Origin of the sequence: Schaalia suimastitidis DSM 15538, from assembly GCF_000429105.1 — a bacterium.
Taxonomy (GTDB): domain Bacteria; phylum Actinomycetota; class Actinomycetes; order Actinomycetales; family Actinomycetaceae; genus Pauljensenia; species Pauljensenia suimastitidis.
This window is the reverse complement of record NZ_KE386848.1, coordinates 156,046-179,921: the sequence shown is the minus strand read 5'-3', so window position 1 is coordinate 179,921 and position 23,876 is coordinate 156,046. Positions and strand designations below refer to the sequence as shown.

Annotated in this window: 21 protein-coding genes; 6 read left to right on the top strand and 15 right to left on the bottom strand. The window is 56.8% G+C overall.

The features are described from left to right. The first annotated feature begins 176 nt into the window (after positions 1-176). A complete protein-coding gene (locus tag G438_RS11390) occupies positions 177-554 on the top strand; it encodes a hypothetical protein (protein ID WP_034285677.1) in 378 nt (125 codons plus the stop codon). Between the two features lie 224 nt (positions 555-778). Here the strand turns inward: G438_RS11390 and G438_RS0107670 are convergent, their stop codons facing one another. The 15 genes from G438_RS0107670 to G438_RS0107600 all read right to left on the bottom strand — a co-directional run bounded on the left by G438_RS0107670 (position 779) and on the right by G438_RS0107600 (position 19,457). After that, positions 779-1,438: a response regulator transcription factor gene (locus tag G438_RS0107670; RefSeq protein ID WP_026460821.1), complete on the bottom strand. Its 660-nt coding sequence runs from the start codon at positions 1,436-1,438 to the stop codon at positions 779-781. Further along, positions 1,435-2,916, bottom strand: coding sequence for a sensor histidine kinase (locus G438_RS11385; protein ID WP_240471031.1), 1,482 nt, complete (start codon positions 2,914-2,916; stop codon positions 1,435-1,437). Before G438_RS11385 ends, G438_RS0107670 begins: the two co-directional genes overlap by 4 nt. A gap of 48 nt (positions 2,917-2,964) precedes the next feature. Next, positions 2,965-4,278 (bottom strand): UDP-glucose dehydrogenase family protein, encoded by a 1,314-nt coding sequence (locus tag G438_RS0107660; RefSeq protein WP_026460820.1) that lies wholly within the window; start codon positions 4,276-4,278, stop codon positions 2,965-2,967. Positions 4,279-4,360: 82 nt separating this feature from the next. Beyond that, positions 4,361-5,335: a hypothetical protein gene (locus tag G438_RS12070; protein ID WP_051259413.1), complete on the bottom strand. Its 975-nt coding sequence runs from the start codon at positions 5,333-5,335 to the stop codon at positions 4,361-4,363. Then, entirely contained in the window at positions 5,332-6,414 is a 1,083-nt protein-coding gene (locus G438_RS0107650) for a phosphotransferase family protein (RefSeq protein WP_026460819.1), read from the bottom strand. The genes G438_RS12070 and G438_RS0107650 overlap by 4 nt, the downstream gene beginning before the upstream one ends. Then, positions 6,414-8,180 (bottom strand): ABC transporter ATP-binding protein, encoded by a 1,767-nt coding sequence (locus G438_RS0107645; protein ID WP_026460818.1) that lies wholly within the window; start codon positions 8,178-8,180, stop codon positions 6,414-6,416. Before G438_RS0107645 ends, G438_RS0107650 begins: the two co-directional genes overlap by 1 nt. A 16-nt stretch (positions 8,181-8,196) precedes the next feature. Further along, the gene (locus tag G438_RS0107640; RefSeq protein WP_026460817.1) at positions 8,197-9,318 is read right to left on the bottom strand and encodes a glycosyltransferase family 4 protein; all 1,122 of its coding nucleotides are present in this window, start codon (positions 9,316-9,318) and stop codon (positions 8,197-8,199) included. Continuing rightward, on the bottom strand, positions 9,318-10,532 hold the full coding sequence (locus G438_RS0107635) for a glycosyltransferase family 4 protein (RefSeq protein WP_034285674.1): 1,215 nt from the start codon (positions 10,530-10,532) through the stop codon (positions 9,318-9,320). The genes G438_RS0107640 and G438_RS0107635 overlap by 1 nt, the downstream gene beginning before the upstream one ends. Next, on the bottom strand, positions 10,529-11,716 hold the full coding sequence (locus G438_RS11375; protein ID WP_051259412.1) for a glycosyltransferase family protein: 1,188 nt from the start codon (positions 11,714-11,716) through the stop codon (positions 10,529-10,531). The genes G438_RS0107635 and G438_RS11375 overlap by 4 nt, the downstream gene beginning before the upstream one ends. Before the next feature lie 188 nt (positions 11,717-11,904). Then, complete coding sequence (gene aroD / locus G438_RS0107625) at positions 11,905-12,642, bottom strand: type I 3-dehydroquinate dehydratase (protein ID WP_026460815.1); 738 nt, start codon at positions 12,640-12,642, stop codon at positions 11,905-11,907. Then, positions 12,632-13,885, bottom strand: a complete 1,254-nt coding sequence (dusB, locus tag G438_RS0107620) for a tRNA dihydrouridine synthase DusB (protein ID WP_276201232.1) — start codon at positions 13,883-13,885, stop codon at positions 12,632-12,634. Before dusB ends, aroD begins: the two co-directional genes overlap by 11 nt. Beyond that, positions 13,886-15,277: a glycine--tRNA ligase gene (locus tag G438_RS0107615; RefSeq protein WP_026460813.1), complete on the bottom strand. Its 1,392-nt coding sequence runs from the start codon at positions 15,275-15,277 to the stop codon at positions 13,886-13,888. A 352-nt stretch (positions 15,278-15,629) separates the two neighbouring features. Next, entirely contained in the window at positions 15,630-16,517 is an 888-nt protein-coding gene (locus G438_RS0107610) for a sugar ABC transporter permease (RefSeq protein ID WP_026460812.1), read from the bottom strand. Beyond that, entirely contained in the window at positions 16,517-18,097 is a 1,581-nt protein-coding gene (locus G438_RS0107605; protein WP_051259411.1) for an ABC transporter permease subunit, read from the bottom strand. Before G438_RS0107605 ends, G438_RS0107610 begins: the two co-directional genes overlap by 1 nt. Before the next feature lie 121 nt (positions 18,098-18,218). Next, entirely contained in the window at positions 18,219-19,457 is a 1,239-nt protein-coding gene (locus G438_RS0107600) for a sugar ABC transporter substrate-binding protein (protein WP_026460810.1), read from the bottom strand. Positions 19,458-19,633: 176 nt separating this feature from the next. On the opposite strand from G438_RS0107600, the gene G438_RS0107595 reads away from it, so the two are divergent. Genes G438_RS0107595 through G438_RS0107575 form a run of 5 tightly spaced genes read left to right on the top strand, consistent with a single transcriptional unit; the run spans position 19,634 to position 23,869 of the window. Beyond that, positions 19,634-20,662, top strand: coding sequence for a LacI family DNA-binding transcriptional regulator (locus G438_RS0107595; protein ID WP_026460809.1), 1,029 nt, complete (start codon positions 19,634-19,636; stop codon positions 20,660-20,662). Positions 20,663-20,693: 31 nt separating this feature from the next. Next, complete coding sequence (locus G438_RS0107590) at positions 20,694-21,746, top strand: metal ABC transporter substrate-binding protein (RefSeq protein WP_034285671.1); 1,053 nt, start codon at positions 20,694-20,696, stop codon at positions 21,744-21,746. After that, positions 21,743-22,525, top strand: a complete 783-nt coding sequence (locus G438_RS0107585; RefSeq protein ID WP_240471030.1) for a metal ABC transporter ATP-binding protein — start codon at positions 21,743-21,745, stop codon at positions 22,523-22,525. The genes G438_RS0107590 and G438_RS0107585 overlap by 4 nt, the downstream gene beginning before the upstream one ends. Continuing rightward, entirely contained in the window at positions 22,522-23,472 is a 951-nt protein-coding gene (locus G438_RS0107580; RefSeq protein ID WP_476707406.1) for a metal ABC transporter permease, read from the top strand. The genes G438_RS0107585 and G438_RS0107580 overlap by 4 nt, the downstream gene beginning before the upstream one ends. A gap of 10 nt (positions 23,473-23,482) precedes the next feature. Further along, positions 23,483-23,869, top strand: coding sequence for a Fur family transcriptional regulator (locus G438_RS0107575; protein WP_026460805.1), 387 nt, complete (start codon positions 23,483-23,485; stop codon positions 23,867-23,869). The last annotated feature ends 7 nt before the right edge of the window (positions 23,870-23,876 follow it).

The window sequence follows — 23,876 nt, the reverse complement described above, 5'->3', positions numbered from 1 at the left end:
GTGGCACGTTAACGGCCACGCTGTCGTTCGCGGCACAGACATGAAACAGACTTTTGTTCTTGCCTATTTGCAGGCAGACTGTACCTAAGAGTTTTCTCATCTTCATCGACCTGTTTTTTCATCTAGGTCGTGTTGACTAGTGGTAACAAGGACACGAGAACTGGGAAGGAAAGACCATGAGAAGCGGCTATCTACGTATTGGCGCATCACTGCTTGGCCTGATTGTGACGGCCGCAGCTGCGACGTGGGCACTTGTTACCCTGGCAAGCAATAACTCCACCGAGATTCGCTCTGAAGCAATCGTCATGAATAGTTCAGACACCACTGGAACGGATCAGAGCACAACCGAACAAAGCACCGACGCCACCACCGAAGGTCAGTCTCCGTTGGATTCATCCAGCGTAACCAGCACTGAAACGACGACCCCCTTACCCGAAGTGACCGCCGAGCAAACTACAACAACGGTCACCGTACCGTCCACCCCGCAGCCTGTGGCGCCAGCCGCTCCAGTGACGGTGGATGACGACGATTCAGATGATGACTCCGACGACTAACTGTCGTCATTGAAGGGCCCAGCGCATCTGCGCTGGGCCCTTCGTCGTTGGCAGCAGACGCAGTGAGTGGCACACTGCAGCAGGTGTAGGCTGTGGCACACCGCCACTTTGTACATAACGGCCAAGTGCAGCAGAAACAGGCAATGACACACTGCAATGACACGGTGATGCATGTCGGATGCACCCGAGCATGCGCGCGCGCCAGAAAACTGCACACAAAACGCCTATCGGAGGCGATACCCCATACCGCGGACCGTTTCCACGTGATCCTTACCTAATTTGGAACGCAAATACGAGATATACACATCCACCACATTGGAACCCGTGTCGAAATCAAAACCCCAAACGGACGACAAGAGTTGTTCACGCGACAGTATTTGCCCAGGGTGACGCATCAACGCTTCAGCGAGCGCAAATTCACGGGCCGACAGGTCGATCACGCGCCCATCCACGTGTATCTGGCGTGTCCGCAGGTTCAACACCATCCCCGCGTGAGCAAGCTCCGCCTCGGGCATTTGCGTTTTTTCGGCTCGCAAACGCAGCTTCACACGCGCCAAAAGCTCATCAAAGGAGAAAGGTTTCGCCATATAGTCGTCGGCTCCACCTTCCAGGCCCGCAACCCGATCAGCCACAGATGAACGTGCAGTCAACATAATGACCGGCGTTGACACACCTTGCCCGCGCATCTGTTCAAGGACCTCAAACCCGTCAATATCCTCCAAACCCACGTCAAGGATGACGAGGTCAAATTCTGCAGTCAGCAGTAAGGTGACGGCTTGACGGCCCGACGGCGTGGCGATCGTCGAGTAGCCTGCAGCTTTCAGTCCTTTGGCAATGAATGAGGCGATGCGTTCTTCGTCTTCAACGATGAGGATCTGTCTCATTGACGCTCCTTGGAGGGTGTGGGCTTCGACGATGCCGTCGACGTATCGGGTGTATCAGGGTCAGGTGCATGAACGACAGGTAGGCGCAGGGTGAAGGTTGATCCGATCCCAGGCTGTGAGGTGACCGCAAGGACACCCCCGTGGGCAACGACGATAGTCTCGACAATACTTAAGCCCAAGCCGCTCCCGCCTGCCATGCGCGCCGCTTGGCGACTGCGGGCAAAACGTTGAGTAATACGATCAAGATCCTCAGGTGAAATGCCAATACCTTCGTCGCGCACTGACAACTCAATGACGTTGTCAACGATACGTGACCCCACGGTAATCGTGGAGGCAGGTCGTGAATATTTGACAGCATTGTCCACCAACTGCAACCAGGCTTGGGTGACACGGCTCGCATCAAGCCTCGATTGGCCAACAGCGTGAAGGTCAGCAACCCATGCGCGGTCACCAAGGGCGCGCGCCTTTTCAAAGACTTGCTCGCCAAGGACCTCAAGGTCAACGTCAGTAGCGGTAACAAAATCTGCTTGCTGGGCTTTGGCGAGCATCAGAATGTCTTCTACGAGCATCCCCATGCGTTGGGTCTCATCAAGGAGCAAGTCGCGGGTTTGACGGACATCGTCCTCATCGGTGGGGTCGATTAATTCAAGGTGGCCACGCAGGATCGTCACCGGGGTACGTAACTCATGTCCGACATCGTCAAGTAAGGCCCGCTGTGCATCTGAGGCTTCCTGCACACGGTCAAGCATTCGGTTGAAGGATGCGGCCAAACGCCCCAAGTCGTCTCGGCTTCGTACAGGCACGCGTTTGGTCAGATCTGTTTCGTCAATGGATTCGGTGGCATCACGCAATTCACCGATGGGTCGCAAAAGTCTGCCAACAAGTAAATGGGCCAAGGCGGCCACTAACGCAATGGTGAAGATCCCCACAATGGCATAGGTCCACAGCATGGATCGCAGACCCGCCAGTGCACTATTAACATCGTAGACGTGCACGAGGGCGCCAGAGGAAGAACCCGAATGGACAGGAGCCACCAGGACCCTGTAGGTACCTGAGGTCGTCGACACGGTACGTATGGTGCTTTCGGTGGCTTGGACCCATTGTGCGACGTCGCTGAGTAGTTCGGCATCCTGTTCGGGCCGAAATGTCACATCCAAGGGCGCGAGCCAGGTGAGATTCGCGCCGACGTAACCCATTTCTGATTCACTTTGTTGAAGTACTGAACGTTCTAAATGTGTGCGGATCACCGCAGCGGGGTCAGCGAAAGGTTGTCCTGTTTGCGGATCTACTCCAGTTTCAGCAAGTACTTTGAGTTCGCCTTCGATACTTTGCAGTTCTGACGTCATCTGCGAGTAGACACTATTTGTTTGGAGGACAAAGACGCTGACCCCGCATACCAGTACGGCACTGACGGCCACACCGATGATGCTCCATAGGATGCGCGTACGGATTTTGGCATCCGCTCCCCAAAGTCTCACGTGGCTATTGTGCCCTGCCTTGAGGATACGTGCACCTATGTTCATCTTTTATCGCCCTAAGCCGCGCAAGTTCCACCCTTGGGAACGCCACTGCTCATGGTTGAGGACGTTGCGTGCGTCGATCACGTTGCTTTGACGTGTCAGGCCTGCCACCTGGGTGGCGTTGAGGGTGGCGTATTCGTCCCATTCCGTTGCCAGGATCACCAGGTCGGCATCTTTGAGCGCTGTGGTTGTTTCCTTTTCGAGGCGCAGCTGCGGGTAGCGGGCCGCAACAGCAGGCAGGGCCTTGGGATCGGTGACCACTACATCTGCCCCTGCCTCGTGAAGCCGCGTTGCCACGTCAAGGGCCGGCGAGTCACGTATGTCGTCACTATTGGGCTTGAATGCGGCGCCAAGCACGGCCACGCGCGCGCCAGAGAGGTCCTTGCCCAACATTTCGTGGGACAAATCGATAACGCGGCTGCGGCGTCGCCCGTTGATGGCGTCAACCTGTCGGAGGAAGGACACCGATTCGCCATTGCCAAGCTCTTCGGCGCGCGCAACAAAGGCGCGTATGTCTTTAGGTAGGCAGCCGCCACCAAAACCAATGCCGGCGCCAAGGAAACGGCGACCAATACGCGGATCGTGACCGATGGCATCAGCCAGGATTGTCACATCACCACCGGTACTTTCACAGATTTCGGCCATGGCGTTAATGAATGAGATCTTGGTTGCCAGGAAGGCGTTCGCAGCAACCTTGACCAGTTCGGCAGTGGCGTAGTCAGCTGTGAGCAGTGGGATTTCTTCTTCTAGCAGGGCTGCGTACACAGCATCGAGGGTACTTTTCGCACGTGCCGCACGGTTTTCGTCGGCGGGCAGACCGTAGACAATGCGGTCAGGATGTAAGGTGTCTTTGATGGCGAAGCCTTCACGTAGGAACTCAGGGTTCCACATAAGGGTTGCACCATAGGGTTCGACGGTGTCGGCGATTTGTTGGGCGGTGCCGACTGGGACGGTCGATTTGCCAACGAGGAGTGCTCCACGAATATCCTTCGTGATGAGCATATCCACGACACTCCACAGGTACGACAGATCAGCGGCATGAGAGTCAGCCTTTTGTGGCGTGCCCACGGCAAGGAAGTGAACGTCGATGCTGGAAAAATCCACCTCGTCAGCATTGGTGGTAAAGCTCAGGCGTCCGCTGGCAATTTGTTCAGCCAGTAGTTCCTCAAAGCCGGGTTCGTGGAACGGTGGGATACCTTGAGCAAGTGCGTCAACGCGTTCTTTATTGGTGTCGATACCAACGACCGTGTGGCCGAGGGAGGCCATACATGCTGCGTGGACGGCGCCGAGGTATCCGCATCCGATAACTGAGATATTCATAGTGGTAGTCCTTGTCTTTCATGTCTGAGGTGGAACGAGTGGTGTCAGGCGCGACTATTCGCGCCATTGGTCGTGGGTGTTGTCAGTGGGCCAGGCAGTGGTCAATCCAGTGGCTGATCCACGGCATAGATGTTGGTCTGAATGAGTGCACGCACGCGGTTCTCAGGCGTGCTGCTTGGGTATATGCCTCTAGGCGGCTTTCGCTCACATGCATCGTGTGCGCAAGGTCGCGAAGTTTGCCCAGGCGGTGGTTGACTGTGCTGGTGGGAATGTGTCCGCTGGTGGCGGCAAGTTCAAGGTGTGCAGCGAGGTTGCCAAGGTCAAGGGCCGCTTCGCTGCGGGCGATGGTGTCCCCATCGAGGAGGGTAAGGTGACGTCCATCCCACAGCATTTGCTTTTCGTGCAGGTCACGGTGGGCGGTGACGAGATGGTCACCTGTACGAGTCAAGACTGCAGCAACCCTTTGAGCATTGGCAGCAATGTCGGTGATGGCTTCCATGGTGTTGTGGGTGCGCACGTGGTCAAGCCACGTGGCAAGTACCCGGGCTTCATCTGCGCCATCGTGTGTGGCGGCGTCGACTGTGCTGGCGGCAAAACCTGGCCATGTGGCGTAGAAGGCTTCCCACGCGCTTTCGGGGCAGTCAGCACCGGCCAGGCTAATACCCGGACGCATTTCGAAGTCGATATAGGTTTGGCCGACGGCGATGACGGGCGGGACATACAGTCCGCAGCGCCGCGCTGCGCGTGAGGCGAGCTGGGCTGCGCCAAAAGCTGAGGCGACCTTGGAGGCGCGCAGGTGTTTGCGTACGCTTCGACTGCGCATTTCGACAGCTCGTCTGCCGAGGCGGTGGACAACAATATCGCCGGTCGCACCTGCCACTGTCGGCAGTTGACCGTCACTGGCGTAGGCATTAATCGTCACCGTGCCGTCGGCGTCAATCTTGCCGGCGCGAATACGCTGGTATTCGTCAAGTGTTTCAAAGACGATGCTGTTGCCTGCTGCTGGCCACGCGCGTCGAACATCCGCGATGGCGTTGAGGCGTTCAAACGCTTTCATCGAAGGAGTCCTTCCAGTTCGTCAAGGGCGTTGTTCATGTCGTTTTTCCACGTGGGCTGCGCATTGCGCAGTGGCTCTGCGAGTTTTTCCACGATGGTGCGGGCTCGCGCGTCACGCAGATAGTCATCGTCGGGTACCTGGCCACCGCCAGCCTCGTAGCCGTCAAGGAAGGGCTGGGCTGCATGAGGCGGCGCACATTGAAGGTAGGATCCGAGGTCTGCTTCACGTGGCGCCAAGCGTGCACGCTCAAAGTCGGTGATCCAGACGTGGGTTTCGGCGTCGTTAGCGAGAAATTGATCGGGCGACGCATCACCATGAGTGAGGACACATTGGCCTTTTTCGCGTTTGACCAGCGGCAGTAGCTCCGCCAGTCGCTGTGCGAGTGCTGGGGCAAGGTGACTGAGGATGCCAATGTGGGCGGTGCCAGCTGCCAGGTGACGGTCGATACCGCGTGGTTGGCGCAGCATGGCGGCCGCGGCGTGTCCATGGAGGGCGGCGAGGATCTGGCCGGCGTGCCAGTGCCCGTGGGCACTGCGCACCTGGGAGAGGTCATGACTGCCCAGTCGTTGTTGCGCGCTCACATGGGTCGCGTTGGCTGGCCCGATATGGGGGGCGCTCACGAGTGCGGGGATTGGCAGGTCTGCCAGCGCACTGTGAAGCTGAGTCATCGTTACCTGAGGCCGGGCGCTGACACGGCAAATGGTGGTGTCGTTGCCGACAACGAGGCGGCGCAAAGGGTTGTGACGAAGGATCTGGTAGCCATCAAGGGCAAGTGTGCGCGTATAGGTGTCAAGTGCCGGGTCTGTGAGGGCCTGACCGCCAATGAGGAGCAACTCCCCTGGCATTTCACATTCGTGGATCTGCCCCGCTGTCTCGCGACGTATCGTGGTGGCTTTGTCTCGCTTGTGTGGCCACAGGATCTGTGCCCAGTAGGTGGCACCCGTTGCGCCCTCTTTGAGTGAAAGCGCGAGGGAGTGCTCGGGTTTAATGCGGATGCGTGTAGTTTCCACAGGACGTCCGAAGGCGTCGCTGATGGCGGTGCTATCCATGGTGAAGTCGACAATATCTGCTGTTTGCATCACTTATTCACCATGCCTTTCGTGCCGGTGTCGGCATCTACCCAGTCCCTAAAAAGTTGGGAGGTTTCAAGTAATTCGGTGGGCGTGCCGTCCAGAAGTACCTGCCCGTTGTCGATCCACAGGACACGGCTTGCCCGCAAGGCGCTGACCGATTGGTGAGTGACTGACAGTGTCGTGCGGCCTTGGATGAGAACGTCGAGAGCTTCAAGGACTTGCGTCGTCGCTTCCGGGTCCAGGCCCGTTGTCGCCTCGTCAAGGCAGATCACGGGGCTGTTGCGCAATAGTGCGCGTGCAATGGCGATGCGTTGACGTTGGCCGCCTGATAATGTGCCGCCTCGCTCCCCTACGACGGTGTCGTAGCCATCGGGCAACTCAGTAATGAAGTGATGCGCATTGGCGGCACGCGCTGCATTTTCAATATCTTCTTGGGTGGCATTTGAGTCGCCAATCGCGATATTGTCGCGGATGGTGCCGGCCAGCAGTACAGCGTCCTGGTGCAGCATGGTGACCTGTGAGCGCAACTGCGTGAGCGACACATCGGTAAGGTTTTTGCCGTCCAGAAGGACGCGGCCGCTGGTGGGGTCTTGGCTGCGAACCAGGAGCGACATGAATGTCGATTTTCCTGCGCCCGACGGTCCCACCAATGCGACATGTTCCCCTGGGGTGATGCGTAGGGAAACGTCGTTGAGGATCTGGTGCCCATCGTAGGCAGTGCTCACGTGGTCGTAGATGATGTCGCCGGCAACACTATTGAGATGCATGGCATTGTCTTTTTCGACAATTTCATTGCGGGTGGCCAACAGGTCAGCGACACGTTCTGCCGAGGCATTGGCACGTGAGATACGGCCGGTATATTTTGCCATGTCGCGCAGTGGCTTCATGGTGGATTTGAGGTAGGTGATGAAGACGACGAGTTCACCGATAGTCATCGCACTACCCATGACGCGTATGCCGCCGCCGACAATTACTGCAGCCAAAGCCATGCCGACAATCACATCTGTGCCACGTTCGAGACGAGCTGCCAGTTGGAGGGACGAAATGGAGGCCTTCATAGAGGATTTATTGGCTCCAGCGAAACGGCGTTCGATAAAGGATTCCAGTCCGTAGGCTTGGATTAACTTAATGGATGACAGGGATTCCTGGGCGGTATTTGCCAGATGTCCTTCCCCGGCGCGACTTTTGCGGGATGCTTCGGTGATGCGTCGGGAAATACCTGATGTGCTGAGGGCAAAGAGTGCCACTGCCACGACGACGACGATGGCCAGGATTGGGTCGAGGACGGCCATGACGCCCAGCATGACCACCAGGGTTGTCATATTGGCCACCAGTGGTAGGCCGGCGGTGACGGCGACTTCCTGCATACGTGCTACATCGGAAACGATCCGTTGTACGGTGTCGGCGCTGCGGTTACGTGCGTGGAATTGCTGGCTGAGGCCTTGTACGTGGCTGAATACCACTTTGCGTAATGACGCGGCTGCACGTGAGCCAACCGTGGCAAATGCGGTTGTGGATAGGTAGTTGCACGCAGCGCGTGCAGCCACGATCAGCACCTGCAGTCCGCCCAGGACGACGAGCATCGTCAGGGTGGCTTTTGGTCCGCTAGATTCGATACCTTGTGCGCTCAGGATCGAATCAATCACGATCTTGAGTGGCCAGGGTTCCAGCACCCTAAAGACGACGTCCAACAGCAACGCTAGGGTGCCGAAGAAAATCAGTCCTTTGTGTTTTTTCAGGTGAGGTGCAAGCAGCGCAATAGCTGCTCGCATCCCTTGGCGTTTCTTTTCAGGCATGGGTGATCGCCGCCAGCTGCAAGATGGTGCGCACGACATGTTGCCAGGAGTGGCGCTCTTCGGCGCGAGTACGGCCAGCTTTGCCCATGTGGGCGCGTCGATCACGATCGCAGCTGAGTTCATCCAGTGCCTGTGCGAGGCGCGCCGGGTCTGATGGGGGAACCAGTACGCCGAAGTCGTCGAGGATTTGCGGGATTTGTCCAATGTCGGAGGCGACAACAGGCAAGCCCGCTGCGAGGTATTCGTAGACTTTCAGCGGCGAGAAATACGAGTCGCCTGCTTTGGCTTGGGGATAGGGTGCTACGCCAATGGCACTACCTGCCAGGTGCTGCATCATGTGCTCGGGGGCGATCGCGCCTCGGAAATCGGCGTCCACACTAAGTTCAGCGGCGAGGCTTTGGAGGCGCTGACGTTCGGGGCCGTCCCCGATGATACGCAGTTTCCAGTTTTCTTTACGCAGTGCTGCTGCGCGTAGTAGTTCTTCAACGCCGTGCCACGGTTTGAGTGTGCCGACGAAGGTGACGATGACATTGTGGCTGTCTTCGGGCTGTGGGGTGATGCGTGTCACCGACACGCCGTTTGCTACTGTGAATGCGCGCGCGAGGGGCGCATGACGCATCACCCAGTCTTTGACAAGGTCAGAAACACAGATGACGGCTCGTGCCGCGTGGGCTTGGCGTTCCAGCGCCCGCCACGCACCCGTTTCGTTGCTGAGGCTGCGATGCTGACGCTGTTCATCAATAAGAGGCGCATTCACCTCAAGGATGCCCGGCACTTCACGCATGACAGCAAGGTCAGCAATCACGGTACTAAAGAGGCTGTAACGTTCATACACGAGGTCGTAGTTGCCTTCGCGGATGGCGCGAACGATCTGCTGGGACACTTTTTCTTGGGCGTGTTCTCGTTCAAGCCCATCTTTGGGGGCGATGAGGTATTCGCATACTTTTAGGTCTGAAAGGTCCCGGGGCACTTCGGATCCACGGCGGAGGGCATGGACCTCGACCTCGTGTCCCAGGGCACGCAGTTCACGAACGACCTCTTGGATGTGCACGGAAGCACCTTTGGTACCAAATACGGCGATACCTGGATCAACACATACATAAGCGATACGCATTAGTTTTGCTCCTGTTCTGCGGATTCCCATTGGCCAAGGGTGCGCGCTTGTCGGCGCGCGTCACATTCGATTTCCAGAAGGTTGCGGGCATTAGTTGCCAGAAGGCGGCGATGTGTGGCGTCAGCTGCGAGGCGTACGATTGCCTGCGCGAGGCTGGTGGCTTCTGCCTCATCAAGGAGGACGCCTGTTTCACCGTTGCGGACCAATTCGGGGATCCCGGTGACGGCGGTGGCCACAACGGGTGTACCTACGGCCATCGATTCGAGGAGGACGGTCGGGAGTCCGTCCATATTGCCGTCGTCGGCGACCCGGCAGGGAGCGAGGAAGATATCTGCGTCCTCCAGCAATGCACGTACTTCTGCTTGTGTGCGTGCACCAAGCATGTGGACGTGTTCGCCCAGGTGAAGGCGGGCGATAAGGGCGTTGAGCTCGTCTGCGCATTCGCCTTCACCGGCGATGTCAAGACGGAAATCAATCCCGTTGTCGCGTAGCCACGCCACCGCCTCGATAAGAACGTCGAAACCTTTCTTGGGGACCAGGCGGCCAACGGCAAGTAAACGCAGGACTGGGCCAACGTCGTGACGGTCTTTCATGGGGAAACGGGACAGTTCAATGCCGTTGCGCAGCAAACTGATATTAGCGCTTTGTCCTTGGAGGAAATTGTGGAGGTAGCGTTCGTTGTATTTGCTGATAGCAATGACGCGGTGCGCGCCTGTGAGTACGCGGCTGAGCCATCGTGGGTCCACGCTTGTGTGAAAGATGTCTTTGGCGTGTGTCGTGACAGTGAAAGGAATGCCGCTCAGCTGTGAAGCGATCCAAGCGACGCGGCCGGCGAGGGACGCAAAGTGGGCATGCATATGCGTGATGCCGTCCGCTTGAAGGCGATATGCCAATTCAAGGCCTTGCGCAACTTCGTCGGGCGGTAAGGTAGCCAATGCGGGAAGGATCTGTGCGAAACGTTCGGCCTCGTGGGTACCGGCCAGTGAAGCGGTGATACTTTCCCACAATTCTTCCGTTGTGGTGGGGCGACTTATCCAGGTGACACCGGCTTGAACGCGAGCAATTTCGGGGTGGAAGCGGCTGTCCTTTGTGGGTCGCAGCGAGTAGATACTGATGTCTTCACCTGCAGCTTCGCGGGCAAGGATTTCGGTGACGATAAAGGTCTCAGAAAAGCGGGGGTAGACCTTGAGGATGTAGGCGATACGGGGTTTCATAGGACTTCTTTCATGGTGGATGCTGCGGTGTCTTTCAGGAGTGTTGCTGCGCGGTGACACATATGCTCAAGGCCGTCTCTGGCGATATTGCTGCGTGACACGGTGCGGCCAACAGCCGAGTGGATCCATGCGGTGAGCGAATCAGCATGTGCGTGTGGGGCACGCAATACCTCAACGGCTCCATGTTTTTCCAGGGCTTGTGCGCGGATCAGTTGTTCCTGTCGAGGCTTTTCCCGTGGAACGATGAGCGCGGGGGTGGTGGTGGCGAGGATTTCGCTGACCGTGTTGTAGCCGCCCATGGCGATGACGGCACTGGCTTCGTCGATGACTTTGCCTAGGCCCGGCAGTGATGGGATGATCTGTGTACCGGTTCGGGCGATGGTATGGAGGCGTTTGCGACTGTCACGGTCAAGCTGAGGGCCGGTAACGACGATGTGGTCATATCCGTGCGGCACGTCGATTTGTACAGCCTGTTCGAGGATGTGGTAGCCGTCTTCGCCGCCGCCTGCGGTCGTGACAATATAGGGACGTTTCGAGTCGAGGCCGTGGTCACCAAGGTGGTGACGTTTCGCGATGTACCCGGTGAAGACTGCCTTTGTGTGCAGGTACCAGGGGATTTCACCTGTGGCGGTAGTGTCGTGAACTTTTTTGTCGCCGTAGATCCAGACTTCGTCGATGATGTCCCGCAGTTCAGTACCGGCACCGAGTTTTTCCCATTCGCGTGCGCAGCGCTGTGGACTGTCGAGGACTTCCCGCAAGCCCAGGATGATGCGGCTATGGGGTAGGTAGCTGCGCAGGCAGTGCAGCGGTTTTTTTAGTTCTTTGCCGACGCCATAGATGTGGCGGTCGACGATGACCATATCCGGTTCGAATGACAGCAATGCTGCTTCGATCATCGCTGATCGGATGGATAGGACGGTAGGGAGGTCTTCACCGAGGTTGCGTGCCTGGTAGGAGCCGCTTGCCTTCGAAATGCCGGGAAGAATCAACCAGTCGAAGCCCTCAGGAAGGGTAGATCCGGCCGGGGGGACAATGCCGGTGACAAGTAGACCGGTGAGTTCTTTGCCGCCCATGCGTGGCAATTCGTTGGCGAGGTGGTGGGCTAGGGCAAGGTTACGTCGCAGGTGCCCCAGGCCCTGGGAGTCGTGGCTGTACAGTACGACTCGTGTTTTCTCGGTGAACATTGAATCGCCTCCTATGTCGATGGGACCGGTTTGGCCCGTTGACATAAAGGATGGCAATCCAAGATTGGAAAGCAGCTAAATCATTTATGAGAGGATTCCAAGAAACATTAATTTCGCCTATTTAGGCAGGTCACAAGCTATTGCATGGCTTCATTTTGAGTGTGCAACACCGGAATTAATGTCTGCGTTTAAGCATTCAGAAGGTTAAGCACCGCTTTGGCGTCAGTGGCGCGAAGCTGTCCGGGTGCCGACGCGGCGCCGACGGTGGCGAAGGTGGCGGCACACCCGAGGCTCATGCCGCAGATGCGGCTAAGCGTCCCTTCCGGCCCCATGCCAATACCAATTATGGGACGAGCAAAGGTGTCGTTGGCCCACATTTGAACAGTGAGGATGGTGACGAGGTCGTGTCGGCTGCGCGTATGGCAGGCAAATTTAAGGATATCGGCGCCAGCATTGGCCTGGGCGGTGATGATGGTTCGCAGATCTTCCTCTGGCGGCGTTGCCAAGAAATTGTGGTAAGAAGCGATAACAGCGGCGCCTTGTGCGTGGATTGTGCCAATTATCTCGCGACTGGAACGGCGTGATATTTCGACATCGACGACATCTGCGCGCGTGGCGAGCTGCGTCACCAGCTGCGCATATGCGTGCGGGGTCAGGGTTGCCTTCCCCCCTTCTTCTGTTGTTCGCACCGTTGCGATCAGGGGCACCGTGCTGGCGGCATGTATGTCGGCAAGTGCCTCTGAAGGCTCGCCATGGAAATAGTCGACGCGCCACTCGAAAAGGTCGTGAGGTTCGTTGCGTGCAGCATCTATCTGCGCAATAAGGTCGGGCACGCTCGATGCGGTCAGAGGCACGATAATACGCGCCTTGTCCCCAAGACTCACGGTGGTGGTGCCTCGTCCTACTATGAGCGGCTTAGCCCCCATCGGATCCCCCTACTTCCTCAGCTAGATGAAGGTTGGCTCGTTCTGCCCGGGTAAGGTAAGGGTGGTCAAGCCACCCATTGGGCAGGTGCGGAGTTTTTTCTCCCCCAGCACGCCCCCGTGGACCTTCAGCAGCAGGTGGGAACGGTTGATCAAGGTTCAGGCTGTGGAGGCCATCAACGAGTTCATCCAATGTGCTGACACGGTTGAGTGCATGGCGTGCGGCACCACCAACGGCAAAACCGCGCAGGTACCAGCCGACATGTTTACGCATTTCTCGCATAGCACGATATTCATCGCCTGCATCATCTATCGCCCAGCGCGCATGCTGTTCAATAATGTCAACAATGTCGCGTAATGATGGGCCAGGCATGAGATCCTGGCCGTGTGTGGCAGCAACAAGGTCGGTAAAAAGCCAGGGTCTGCCTTGGCATCCACGCCCCACGACGACGGCGTCACAGCCGGTGGTTTCCATCATCCGCACCGCATCGGCAGCAGCAAATATATCGCCATTGCCCAGAACGGGCACCGTCACAGTATCTTTCAAACGTCGAATATCGTCCCAACGTGCCTTACCGGAGTAATGCTGCGTTTGGGTACGCGCATGTAGGCCGATAGCAGCCACGCCCAGATTTTGAGCAATGCGGGCGGCGTCAAGGTAGGTTTCGTGGGTATCATCAATGCCGATCCGCATCTTAATCGTCACAGGAATATTGCGTCCTACAGTTTTTCCTGCTGCGTCAGCGGCCCCCACGACCTCGGCGATAATGTCAGCAAAAAGGTCGCGTTTCCATGGGATTGCCGCTCCCCCACCTTTACGGGTGACTTTAGGGACTGGACACCCGAAATTGAGGTCAATGTGATCGGCAAGGTCGCAGTGGATGAGGATCTTTGTTGCCTGCCCCATGACCTTCGGGATAACACCATAGAGTTGAACGGAACGGACCCGTTCCCTGGGATCGGGGCGCACCATGTCCATGGTGCGTGGAACCCCCTCTACCAGTGCCCGTGATGTCACCATTTCCATGACATACAAGCCAGCTGGGGCGTCGATACCTGCTTGGAGCCTATGCCTGTCAAACCACCCCTTGGGCAGGCCTTTTTCACCAAAATATCGACAGAGGCGACGAAATGGCGCATCGGTTACACCTGCCATTGGGGCAAGGATCACCGGTGACCATAGACGCAGCGGCCCGACCTCCACAGGGGTGGTCGGGCCAGCTGTACGCTGAACTGGTGCGGTCACTTAGCAGGCTCCGAGGCGTTCAATGAGCCAGGTTTTCACCTCAGCTAACGGAATGCGTTCTTGGACCATGGAGTCGCGGTCACGCACGGTGACGGCTCCATCTTGTACGGAATCGAAGTCGTAGGTCACGCAGTACGGGGTGCCGATCTCGTCTTGGCGGCGGTAGCGTCGACCTACCGCACCCGCGTCGTCGTATTCGACGTTCCACAACTGCCGCAGTTCTGCAGCTAGTTCGCGCGCCGGTCCCGTAAGTTCGTCTTTACGCGACAATGGGAAGACTGCGACCTTTACCGGAGAGAGGCGCGGATCGAGGCGCAGCACCGTACGCGTATCGACACCTCCCTTAGCGTTGGGAGCTTCATCCTCGTGATACGCCTCGATAAGGAAGGCCATGAGGGAACGCGTCAGGCCCGCTGACGGTTCAATAACGTAAGGAATCCACCGCTCGCCTGTTGCTTGGTCGAAGTAGTCAAGCTTGGCACCTGATGCCTGTGAATGCACACCCAAGTCGTAGTCTGTACGGTTTGCGATGCCTTCAAGTTCGCCCCACTCCGAGCCTTGGAATCCGAAGCGATATTCGATGTCAACGGTACGTTTGGAGTAGTGAGATAGTTTTTCTTTGGGGTGTTCGTACAGGCGAAGATTTTCACGGGCGATACCCAAATCAACATACCAATCGCATCGGTGGTCAATCCAGTACTGGTGCCATTCTTCGTCGGTACCTGGCTGAACAAAGAATTCAAGTTCCATTTGCTCGAATTCACGGGTACGGAAAATAAAGTTTCCGGGCGTGATTTCGTTGCGGAAGGATTTACCAATTTGCCCGATACCGAAAGGCGGTTTCTTCCGCGATGCGGTCATGACATTGGCATAGTTAATGAAGATCCCCTGAGCAGTTTCAGGACGCAGGTAGTGCAGGCCCTGTTCGTCGTCCACTGGTCCCAGATAGGTTTTCAATAGGCCAGAAAATGCGCGCGGCTCCGTCCAAGCACCAGGCTGACCGGTGACCGGGTCAGGCACGTCAGACAGTTGCACGTCGTCCGGATTAAGACCTTTACGTTGAGCGTATTGTTCAATGAGTTCATCAGCACGATAACGCTTGTGGGTATGGAGGGATTCCACAAGTGGGTCGGTGAAGGCTTGGACGTGTCCGGATGCCACCCATGTTTCTCGTGGCAAAATCACCGAGGAATCTAACCCAACAACATCTTCACGTGAACGCACGGTGTAGTTCCACCATTGCCGTTTGATATTTTCTTTGAGTTCAACCCCCAGCGGCCCATAGTCCCAGGCGCTGCGTGTACCACCGTAGATTTCGCCGCAGGGGAAAACAAAACCGCGGCGTTTAGCGAGGCTGATAACGGATTCGAGGCGGGATGGTCCCTTTGCCACTTCGTGCTCCTTATATAGGGTGCCGCACCTGGCTGGCGCGACACGTTCCCAGAAAGTCTACCCCACGGCGCCCCCTTCGGTTTGCTGCGCTCTCAAGGCGGGCAAGGCTGGGAAAGCATCAGCGTGTCGAGGCCACACAACCCACGCACGCACCGCCTCGGCAGGCGCGCACTACGCAGAAGGCACGCACCACCTCGGCACGCGAGAGCAACGAACCCCCCGCGCAGTACCTGGAAGCTGCCCGCCATACAGGAGGAGACCCCGCCCAACAACCCGATGACGCACACCCACACAGACAAAAGTGGCATACGCAGGGCTTACCCGCATATGCCACCTTTGCCGCTTGTGACCCCTACCCTTTGACGGCTCCTGCCGTCAGGCCAGAAACGATGTAACGCTGGAGGTACTGGAATAGCGCGATGACTGGTACCGCAGCGACCACCGCACCTGCGGCAAATACCCCCCACGGGGCTGTCCTGGCATCAGCCACCCAGTTATACATACCCACCGCGAGGGTGAATTGTTCGGGCTGTTGAAGCACAACCTTGGCGATCACGAAGTCACCGAAGCTGGAAATAAAGCTCAACAGTGACACAACTGCAAGAACTGGCAGCACCAACGGCATGATGATCGTCCAGAAGGTTTGTGCATGACTGCACCCATCAATCTGTGCTGCCTCGTCAAGCTCGCGTGGCACGGAATTAAAGAAACCGTAGAGCAGGAAGGTATTGGAACCGAGTGCTCCACCGAGATACACCGCAATCAGACCAAGTTTGGAGTTCAACCCAATAATCGGGAAGACATCTTGGATACCAAGGAGCAGCAGGTATAGAGCCACGAATGCCAGCATCTGCGGGAACATTTGCACTAAAAGGAGGAAGGTAAGGGTGCCACGACGACCGCGGAAACGGTAGCGGCTAAACGCGTAAGCTGCCGCTGCCCCCATCAGTACTGTCCCAATGGCTGTGACACTGGAAACGATGAGCGAGTTAACAATCCAGCTCCAATACGGCGTATCAGACAAGGCAGCAAAATTGTCGAATGAAACCGTGCGGAAGAGTTCGTTGGAGCCGGTCAGCGTCGCATTCGGCACCAGGGACACCGACAAGACGTAAGCTAGTGGAATCACGCAGTAAATGATGACGAGGATGCCCACAACGTGACGCCACCCTACCTCGGCTATCCACCGCCATCCGGTCACAGAGGTGTGAAGTTTCTCAGTGCGTGCGTTACGTGCCATCACAGTTCCTCCAATGCTTTCGTTTGACGGAAGCCAAGCCAGGCAATCACGCCCACAACGACGAAGATGACGATTGACATGGCCGAGGCCAAGCCGTAGTCGGGGGCACCGCCAAGGAAGGCGATCTTGTAGACCATTGAAATGAGGATATCCGTTTCACCGACCGGCACCGACAAGCCTGGGTAGTTGGGACCACCACCGGTGAGCATGAAAATCAACGAGAAATTGTTGAAATTGAAGGCAAAGCAGGCGATCAATAGCGGCACAGTGGATTGAAGGACCAGCGGAAGTTTCACGCTCCACACAGTGCGAAGTGCTGACGCACCGTCCATACGTGCTGCCTCCATCACATCGGATGGCAGGGATTGGAGGGCACCCATACAGACGAGGAACATGTAGGGGAAGCCGAGCCACAGGTTGACGCCGAGGATAGCGATCTTCGCTAACAGGCCATCGGTAAGCCACGGGATGGAAGCGCCACCCAGCAGAACCTGGTTAATGAAGCCAAAGTCGGTGTTGAGCATGCCGCGCCACACCAGTGTCGCTAAGAAAGCGGGGAAGGCGTAGGGAAGGATGAGGAGCGACTGATAGATGCGACGTCCTTTGACGCGTTGGTCCGCAAAGACCAACGCCAAGAAAAGTCCGAATGCGAAGGTCGTCAACACAGACAGGATAGAGAAGGCGAAGGACCATCCCAGCGCTTTCAGGAAGGGACCAGCTAGATCAGAGTTGGCGAAAATATTGCCGTAGTTGTCGAATCCTTTAAAGACGCGCCAGCCTGGCGACAGCTGGGTGCCGTCGGAAGCAACGTAGGCACCTTCACTTGACGAGGCGGTGTACACCACGCCGGTTTCGGCATTGGTCATCGTGTCGGCAGCTTCATCGTAGGTGAGCAGGGATACTGCGCGGTAAGCGGTGGAACCATCATTGGTGACGTAGAAACCGTCGTTGGGGTCGTCACTGACTGGGACAGTCAGGGTTTTCAGTTCCGTTTGACGGGCAACTATCTCTTTGAAGGTGAGGATGGTTTCGCCAGGAATATTGTCAAGCGTTGCTCCAGGCACTGCTTCGAGTGGCGTTTGTGCATCGCCAATAAGCACTTCGCCACTGTCTTTATCTAGTACGGCTAAACCAAGGGTTGTACCTCGGTCGAGGATGACTGCTGAAAGGTCCACGGAGTCTTGGGCGCGCCGCTGGTTTTGCATGAGGATTGCTTCGATGGCGTCACTCTTGGTGGAGTTATGTCCTTGACCGTAGTTTGTCAGTGACACGTAGCCGGTGTATCCCATGACGAAAACTTGGTAAATCAGCAGGAAGACCATCCCAGGAATGAGGTATTTCGCTGGAATCATCTTGCGCGAGAAATACACATAGTTGAGGGCGATGAGTAAGACGACTAGGACCGTCACGATGATCCAGGACTGCACGATGGCGGCGGTAATAATGCCGTAGATGCCCAAGGCATCGATCAGCATCATGAGTAAGAGTTTGATGAAAAAGCCTGGGCGTCTCACGTCTCGGGCGTGAGAAGGATGATAGACGGGTGCCTCATCCACTGCCGTATTTTGGGAGGGTGTCATGTGGAATGCTCCGGTGTGCTGGGAGTGTGGCTGGGTGGATCGTTGTGGTGTGTGGATAGTCCCGGATAACCGTATGAATGATTATCCGGGACTATCGCGACTTCACTGCTGTGAAGGGTCTTTACTTGGCGATGGCGTTTTGGATGTTGGTGACCATTGTGGCCCATCCTTGCTCAGGTGCTTCCTTGCCGGTGGCGATATTGCCTTCGGTGGCACCCCAGAATTCCCACACGGAACCCATTTCGGGGATGGCGGGCATTGGCACACCAGAACCAGCAACTTCAGCGACGCCCTTGAGTAGTGCATCGTCAATGCTTTGTGCGGCAGCAGTATGAGCTGGGATGCGTTGGCCGAGTTCGTACAGCTTCTGCTGGCCTTCCTTGGAGCCGACGTACTTCATGAATTCGGCGACGAGGAGCGGGTTAGCGGTCTTGGCTGAGGGGAAGAAGGCTTGCACACCCACGAATGGTTGGGCTTCTTGTCCCCCGGCGCTGGGGATCGGCAGGACCGCGATGTCGAGGCCTGCTTCGGTGAAGGCGGAGATATTCCATGGGCCGGTCACAATGTAGGGGGCCTTGCCGTCGAGGAACATTTGCTTGGCGATATCTGCTGAGATCGAGGTGTCGAGGGTACCGGCTTCACCCTGCGCTTGGAGCCATTCGGCAAATTTGGTGCCGTTTTCTCCGCCGAGCGCGAGTTCTGTGGTGTAGGAGCCATCCGCTTCCTGTTTGAATACGGGCGCACCAAAAGATGTTTGGAAGGCGTACATGTGGTACGGGTCAAGTTGTCCGCCGGTACCTGCCTGGACAACGAAAGGACGCTCGGCGCCTGTTGCCTTACCTGAGGCGATCATGTCATCGAAGGTGGCGGGGGTGTCAGTGGTGAGTGCATTGTTGCGAATGAGGGCGACCGATTCGATGGCGTAGGGCATCCCGTAGGTTTGGCCGTCATAGGTCACGCCTTGTACTGCGGATTCGGACAGTTCTGAGGCTGCGGTGCCGAGGTCGATGGTACCAACTACGCCATTGGCGACGAGGCCGCCGAGGCGGTCGTGTGCGGTGACCATAACGTCGGGGCCATTGCCGGTGGGCACCTGGGTGATGAATTCATCGTCCATATCGTCTTCGGATTTTTGGACGACGTTGAGACCAATGCCGGTGGCTGCGGTGAAATCCGTAGCAAATTCTTGCATCTGGGTGTAACGGGTGTCGTCGGCCCAGATGGTAAGGGTGCCCACTTCGCTGGTTGTTGTCTCGGTCGCGGTGTTGGTCGAGGTCGTGTCCGCGGCTTTGTTGGTGCCACATGCTGCAAGTGATGCCGTGAGGGCAACAATGCCAATTGCTGCAATGCTGCGTCGCATATCAGAACTCCTGAGTTGTGAGGTGTGGCGGGCTCCCGATGTGGACAGCCCCGTCCGGTGAAAACCAATGTAACCGTTACACACCCATTTCTGCAAGGGTTACATGAGAATTGCGAAACTGTTACACTTCTGTTACATTTTACGGAGCAATTCCACGCATTACGAGGAGTCCTTCGATGTCGAAGACCCGCACACGACTGACGGATATCGCACGGCATGCCGGTGTGTCCACGGCGACTGTCTCCCGTGTTATCAATGAAACCGGCCAAGTTTCTGACGACACACGCCATCGTGTACTGGTCGCCATCGATTCTTTAGGGTACGAACGACCCAGCCATGAGCGCGCTCACGGTTCGCGCACCGTCGGCATTATTGTTCCTGAGCTCACCAATCCCGTTTTTGCGGCCTTTACCCACGCCATGGAACTTGAGCTTTCACGTGCAGGCACGCTGCCTTTGGTCTGCACACAGACCCCAGGGGGAACATCAGAAGAAGACTACGTTAATGAGCTCGTGGCACGCGGCGTTGCCGGGATCGTCTTCATATCGGGCAGGCACGCTAATTACCGAGGCGATCTGACCCGTTACCATCACCTGAGCGAGCGGCACATCCCCTTCGTCACCATTAACGGTGCACGAAAAGAGATCAGCGCGCCGGATTTTTCTACCGCAGACAATATTGGCATCCACGCGGCTGTGAATCACCTGGTCAACCTTGGACACCGAAATATTGCGTTACTTGGGGGCTATAGCCATATCATTCCGGCAGAACGTAAAGTGAATGCCTTTTGTCAGGCGATGAAAGAGTTCCTTGATATTACAGATCCTGTGATTGTTGAAACCTTTTACACCTATGAAGCAGCGGCCGCAGCCACCAAACAGCTGGCAACACAGGGGGTCACAGGCATTATTTGCGGTTCCGATCTTCAGGCGCTTGGCGCCATCCGCACACTTCACTCCTTGGGTTTGTCAATTCCTGGCGATATTTCGGTGATCGGTTTCGATGACACGATGTTGATGGCGCATATGTCCCCTCCGTTGACAACAATTCGCCAACCCATCGCCGCCATTACTACCGCTGCAGTACGTGCGCTCTTTAATCAGATCAATGACGCAAACAGCGCCGTGGGACATTTCGAATACACCCCTGATCTCATTGTCCGCGGCTCCACGGGTATTGCACCCGCCCACCAACACTCCATTTGACAACGATTATCATTCACGCAATTCTTATCCTATGACCTCCCTTGCCACACGTAGATTTGTCTTGCCCATTGCTGCCGGTGTCGCACTCACTATGGCCGCGTGTTCATCGACAACGTCACCTGCAGCCAGCGACAGCACAGAAAGCGCGCCAGCTGCCGACCCCCTGACCGTCATGACCGCGTTCTATCCACTGCAGTATCTGACGGAGCACATCGGTGGCGACCTAGTGTCAGTCAGCCTACTCACACCGCCCGGTGGCGAGGCCCACGACCTTGAACTCACACCGGCCAAGGTGGAAGAACTACGTAATTCCGATGCAGTGGTCTACCTCAAGGGTTTCCAATCTGCTGTTGACGAGGCAGTTGAAGCAGCGCCGCCAAGCCATGTGGTTGACGTCTCTGAAGCCGCCCAACTTGTTGAGCGCACCGAAACCACTGATGTCGCGCACGATGCCGAAACCACAGAAACCCACGATCACGCCACCGAGACCAGCCATGCGCATGACCATGCCGCCGAAACCACCACAAGCGAAACGGCGACAACACATGATGACCATGACCACGCCACCGCCGGTGACCCTCATTTCTGGCTTGATCCGACACGTATGGGTCAAGTCGCAACGGTGATTGGACAGGCGCTTGCAGCTGCAGACCCAGTGAACGCCCAGACGTACACCACAAACGCTGGCAGCGTAAAGAAGCAGATGGATGAACTGTCAGCTTCACTGGTTCAGGGCACCGCTACATGCACACATAAGACCTTCGTCACCTCACATACCGCCTTCGGTTATCTTGCTGACCGCACAGGACTCGAGCAAGTCGGAATCTCTGGCCTTGATCCCGATTCTTCCCCCTCGCCCGCACGCCTCCAAGAGATCGCCAACCTCGTCAAAGCCGAAGGCATCACGACTATTTTCACCGAGGCACTTATCGACCCCAAGGTCGCCCAAACCCTTGCCTCAGACCTTGGCATCACTACTGCGGTCCTGGATCCACTGGAATCGCAAAACGATGACTCAAAGGACTATGTGGCGGTGATGAAGGAAAATCTTGCCGCCCTACGAACAGCTCTGGATTGCCAGTGAACTCCGCGAGCCACCAGGTGGCGGGCACCCCCGTATCGGAGGTGCCCGCCATTGCCGTTGAAAACCTCCACGTCGCTTGGGATTCCAATCTGGTACTCCATGGCGTCTCCTTCGCTCTCCCCCAGGGGGAGGTACTGGCAGTCACAGGCGCAAATGGATCAGGAAAATCTACCCTTATCCGTGCGATACTGGGGAATGCGCCGATCACAGCGGGTACTGTTTCCTATTTCGGCGAAGTGTCGTCACCTACAACAACTACCCCACCATGGCATCGCATCGGATATGTCCCACAACGCGTGGCATCAGGCGGAGCAATCGCCTCTACGTCCTTGGAGGTTGTTGCCTCTGGGCTCCTCTCAGCCCGCAAATGGTGGCTGAGCCGCTCCGACAGGGCCAAGGCGATGGCTGCATTGGACGAAGTCGGCCTTGCTCACAAGGCGAAGGAGTCCTTCACCTATCTTTCAGGCGGACAAAAACAACGTGTCCTCATCGCGCGAGCACTGGTACGCAAGCCCGATCTGCTGCTGATGGACGAACCTATGGCGGGTGTCGACCAGCATTCACGCCAACGCCTCGCCGACGTTGTCGAAGGTGTCAAAAAAAGCGGTCGGTCAGTTCTTGTGATCCTGCATGAACTCGGGGAACTGGGTGTCCACATCGACCGGGAGCTACATATTTCGGCTGGCCATATTTCCTACGACGGCCCACCCCACCTTGACGACCAACGGGATCAGGCGCATCGTGATGGAGGGCACCATGTGGAGGCACATCACCTATGAGCTTGATTGATTCATTCGCGGCGATGCTCGCCTCGCCGCTCATGCAACGCTCGCTTCTCGCCGCAGTACTCGTTGGCCTGTGTGCCCCGGTCGTTGGCACCTATCTTGTTCACCGCCGCTTGGCCATGCTCGGTGACGGCATTGGGCATGTCTCACTCACTGGCGTAGCACTGGGGTGGCTCGCAGCAACGACAGCAAATATTGCCTCCCCTGATACGTGGGCAATACCAGGGGCACTGATCATCTCACTCCTTGGGGCCCTTGCCATTGAATGGGTTCGTCACTCCGGCAGGGCATCAGGAGATGTTGCATTAGCCATGCTCTTTTACGGTGGCATTGCCGGCGGCGTATTACTCATTGGCCTTGCAGGCGGCACAAGCGCGCAGCTCAATTCCTATCTTTTCGGTTCAATTTCCACCGTGTCATGGGCCGACATTGCCTCGGTGTCGGCCTTGGCTGCAATTATCCTCATCATCGGCGTGGGCTTGGCGCCTGCACTGTATTCAGTAACAAATGATGAGGAATTTGCTCGTTCTACTGGTCTTCCGGTGCGTACACTGTCGATGATTTTAGCCGTACTCTCAGCATTCACCGTCGTCATCGCTATGCGTATCGTGGGTGCGCTCCTGGTATCTGCCCTGATGGTGATACCGGTGGCAATCGCGCAATTATGGGCTCGCTCTTTTCGTTCGACCATGGTGTGGGCAATGGGTGTTGGTACTGCGCTGACTGTCACAGGTTTAGCGACGACCTATTTTGTTGATCTTTCACCGGGTGCGACTATTGTGGTAGCAGCTATTGCGCTGTACGCCTGTGGCTTCCTTATCCGTAGTGCCTTGGATCAGGCACACCATCGGAAGAGGATTCTGCGTGCCCGCGCACTTCCCAGCCACCCGGAACGTATCGCGCAAGACGAACTGCCGCAAGGTAGCACAACCCTGTATTGAGGAGGTTATGGTGCAACGTATGACAAAACAGCGCCAAGCGGTGTTTTCAGAGTTGGAGCGCGTGCGTGATTTTCGCAGTGCGCAGCAGATTTTTGAAGATCTCCACCTCAGTGGGACGCGTGTCGGCCTCGCAACCGTCTACCGTAATTTACAGGCACTTGCCGACGACGAACGCGTTGACGTCTTACGTTCTGCAGAGGGCGAGGCCTTGTACCGCCTCTGCGCATCGGCATACCACCACCATCACCTCGTATGCCGCCAATGTGGGCATACCGAGGAGATATCACAGGGTGAAATTGAAACGTGGGTGTCGGAGATTGCGACGACGCACGGCTTTGTTGACGTCGATCATTCGATGGAGCTTTTCGGCCTTTGTGCATCCTGTGCCCTACAATGAACGTAGG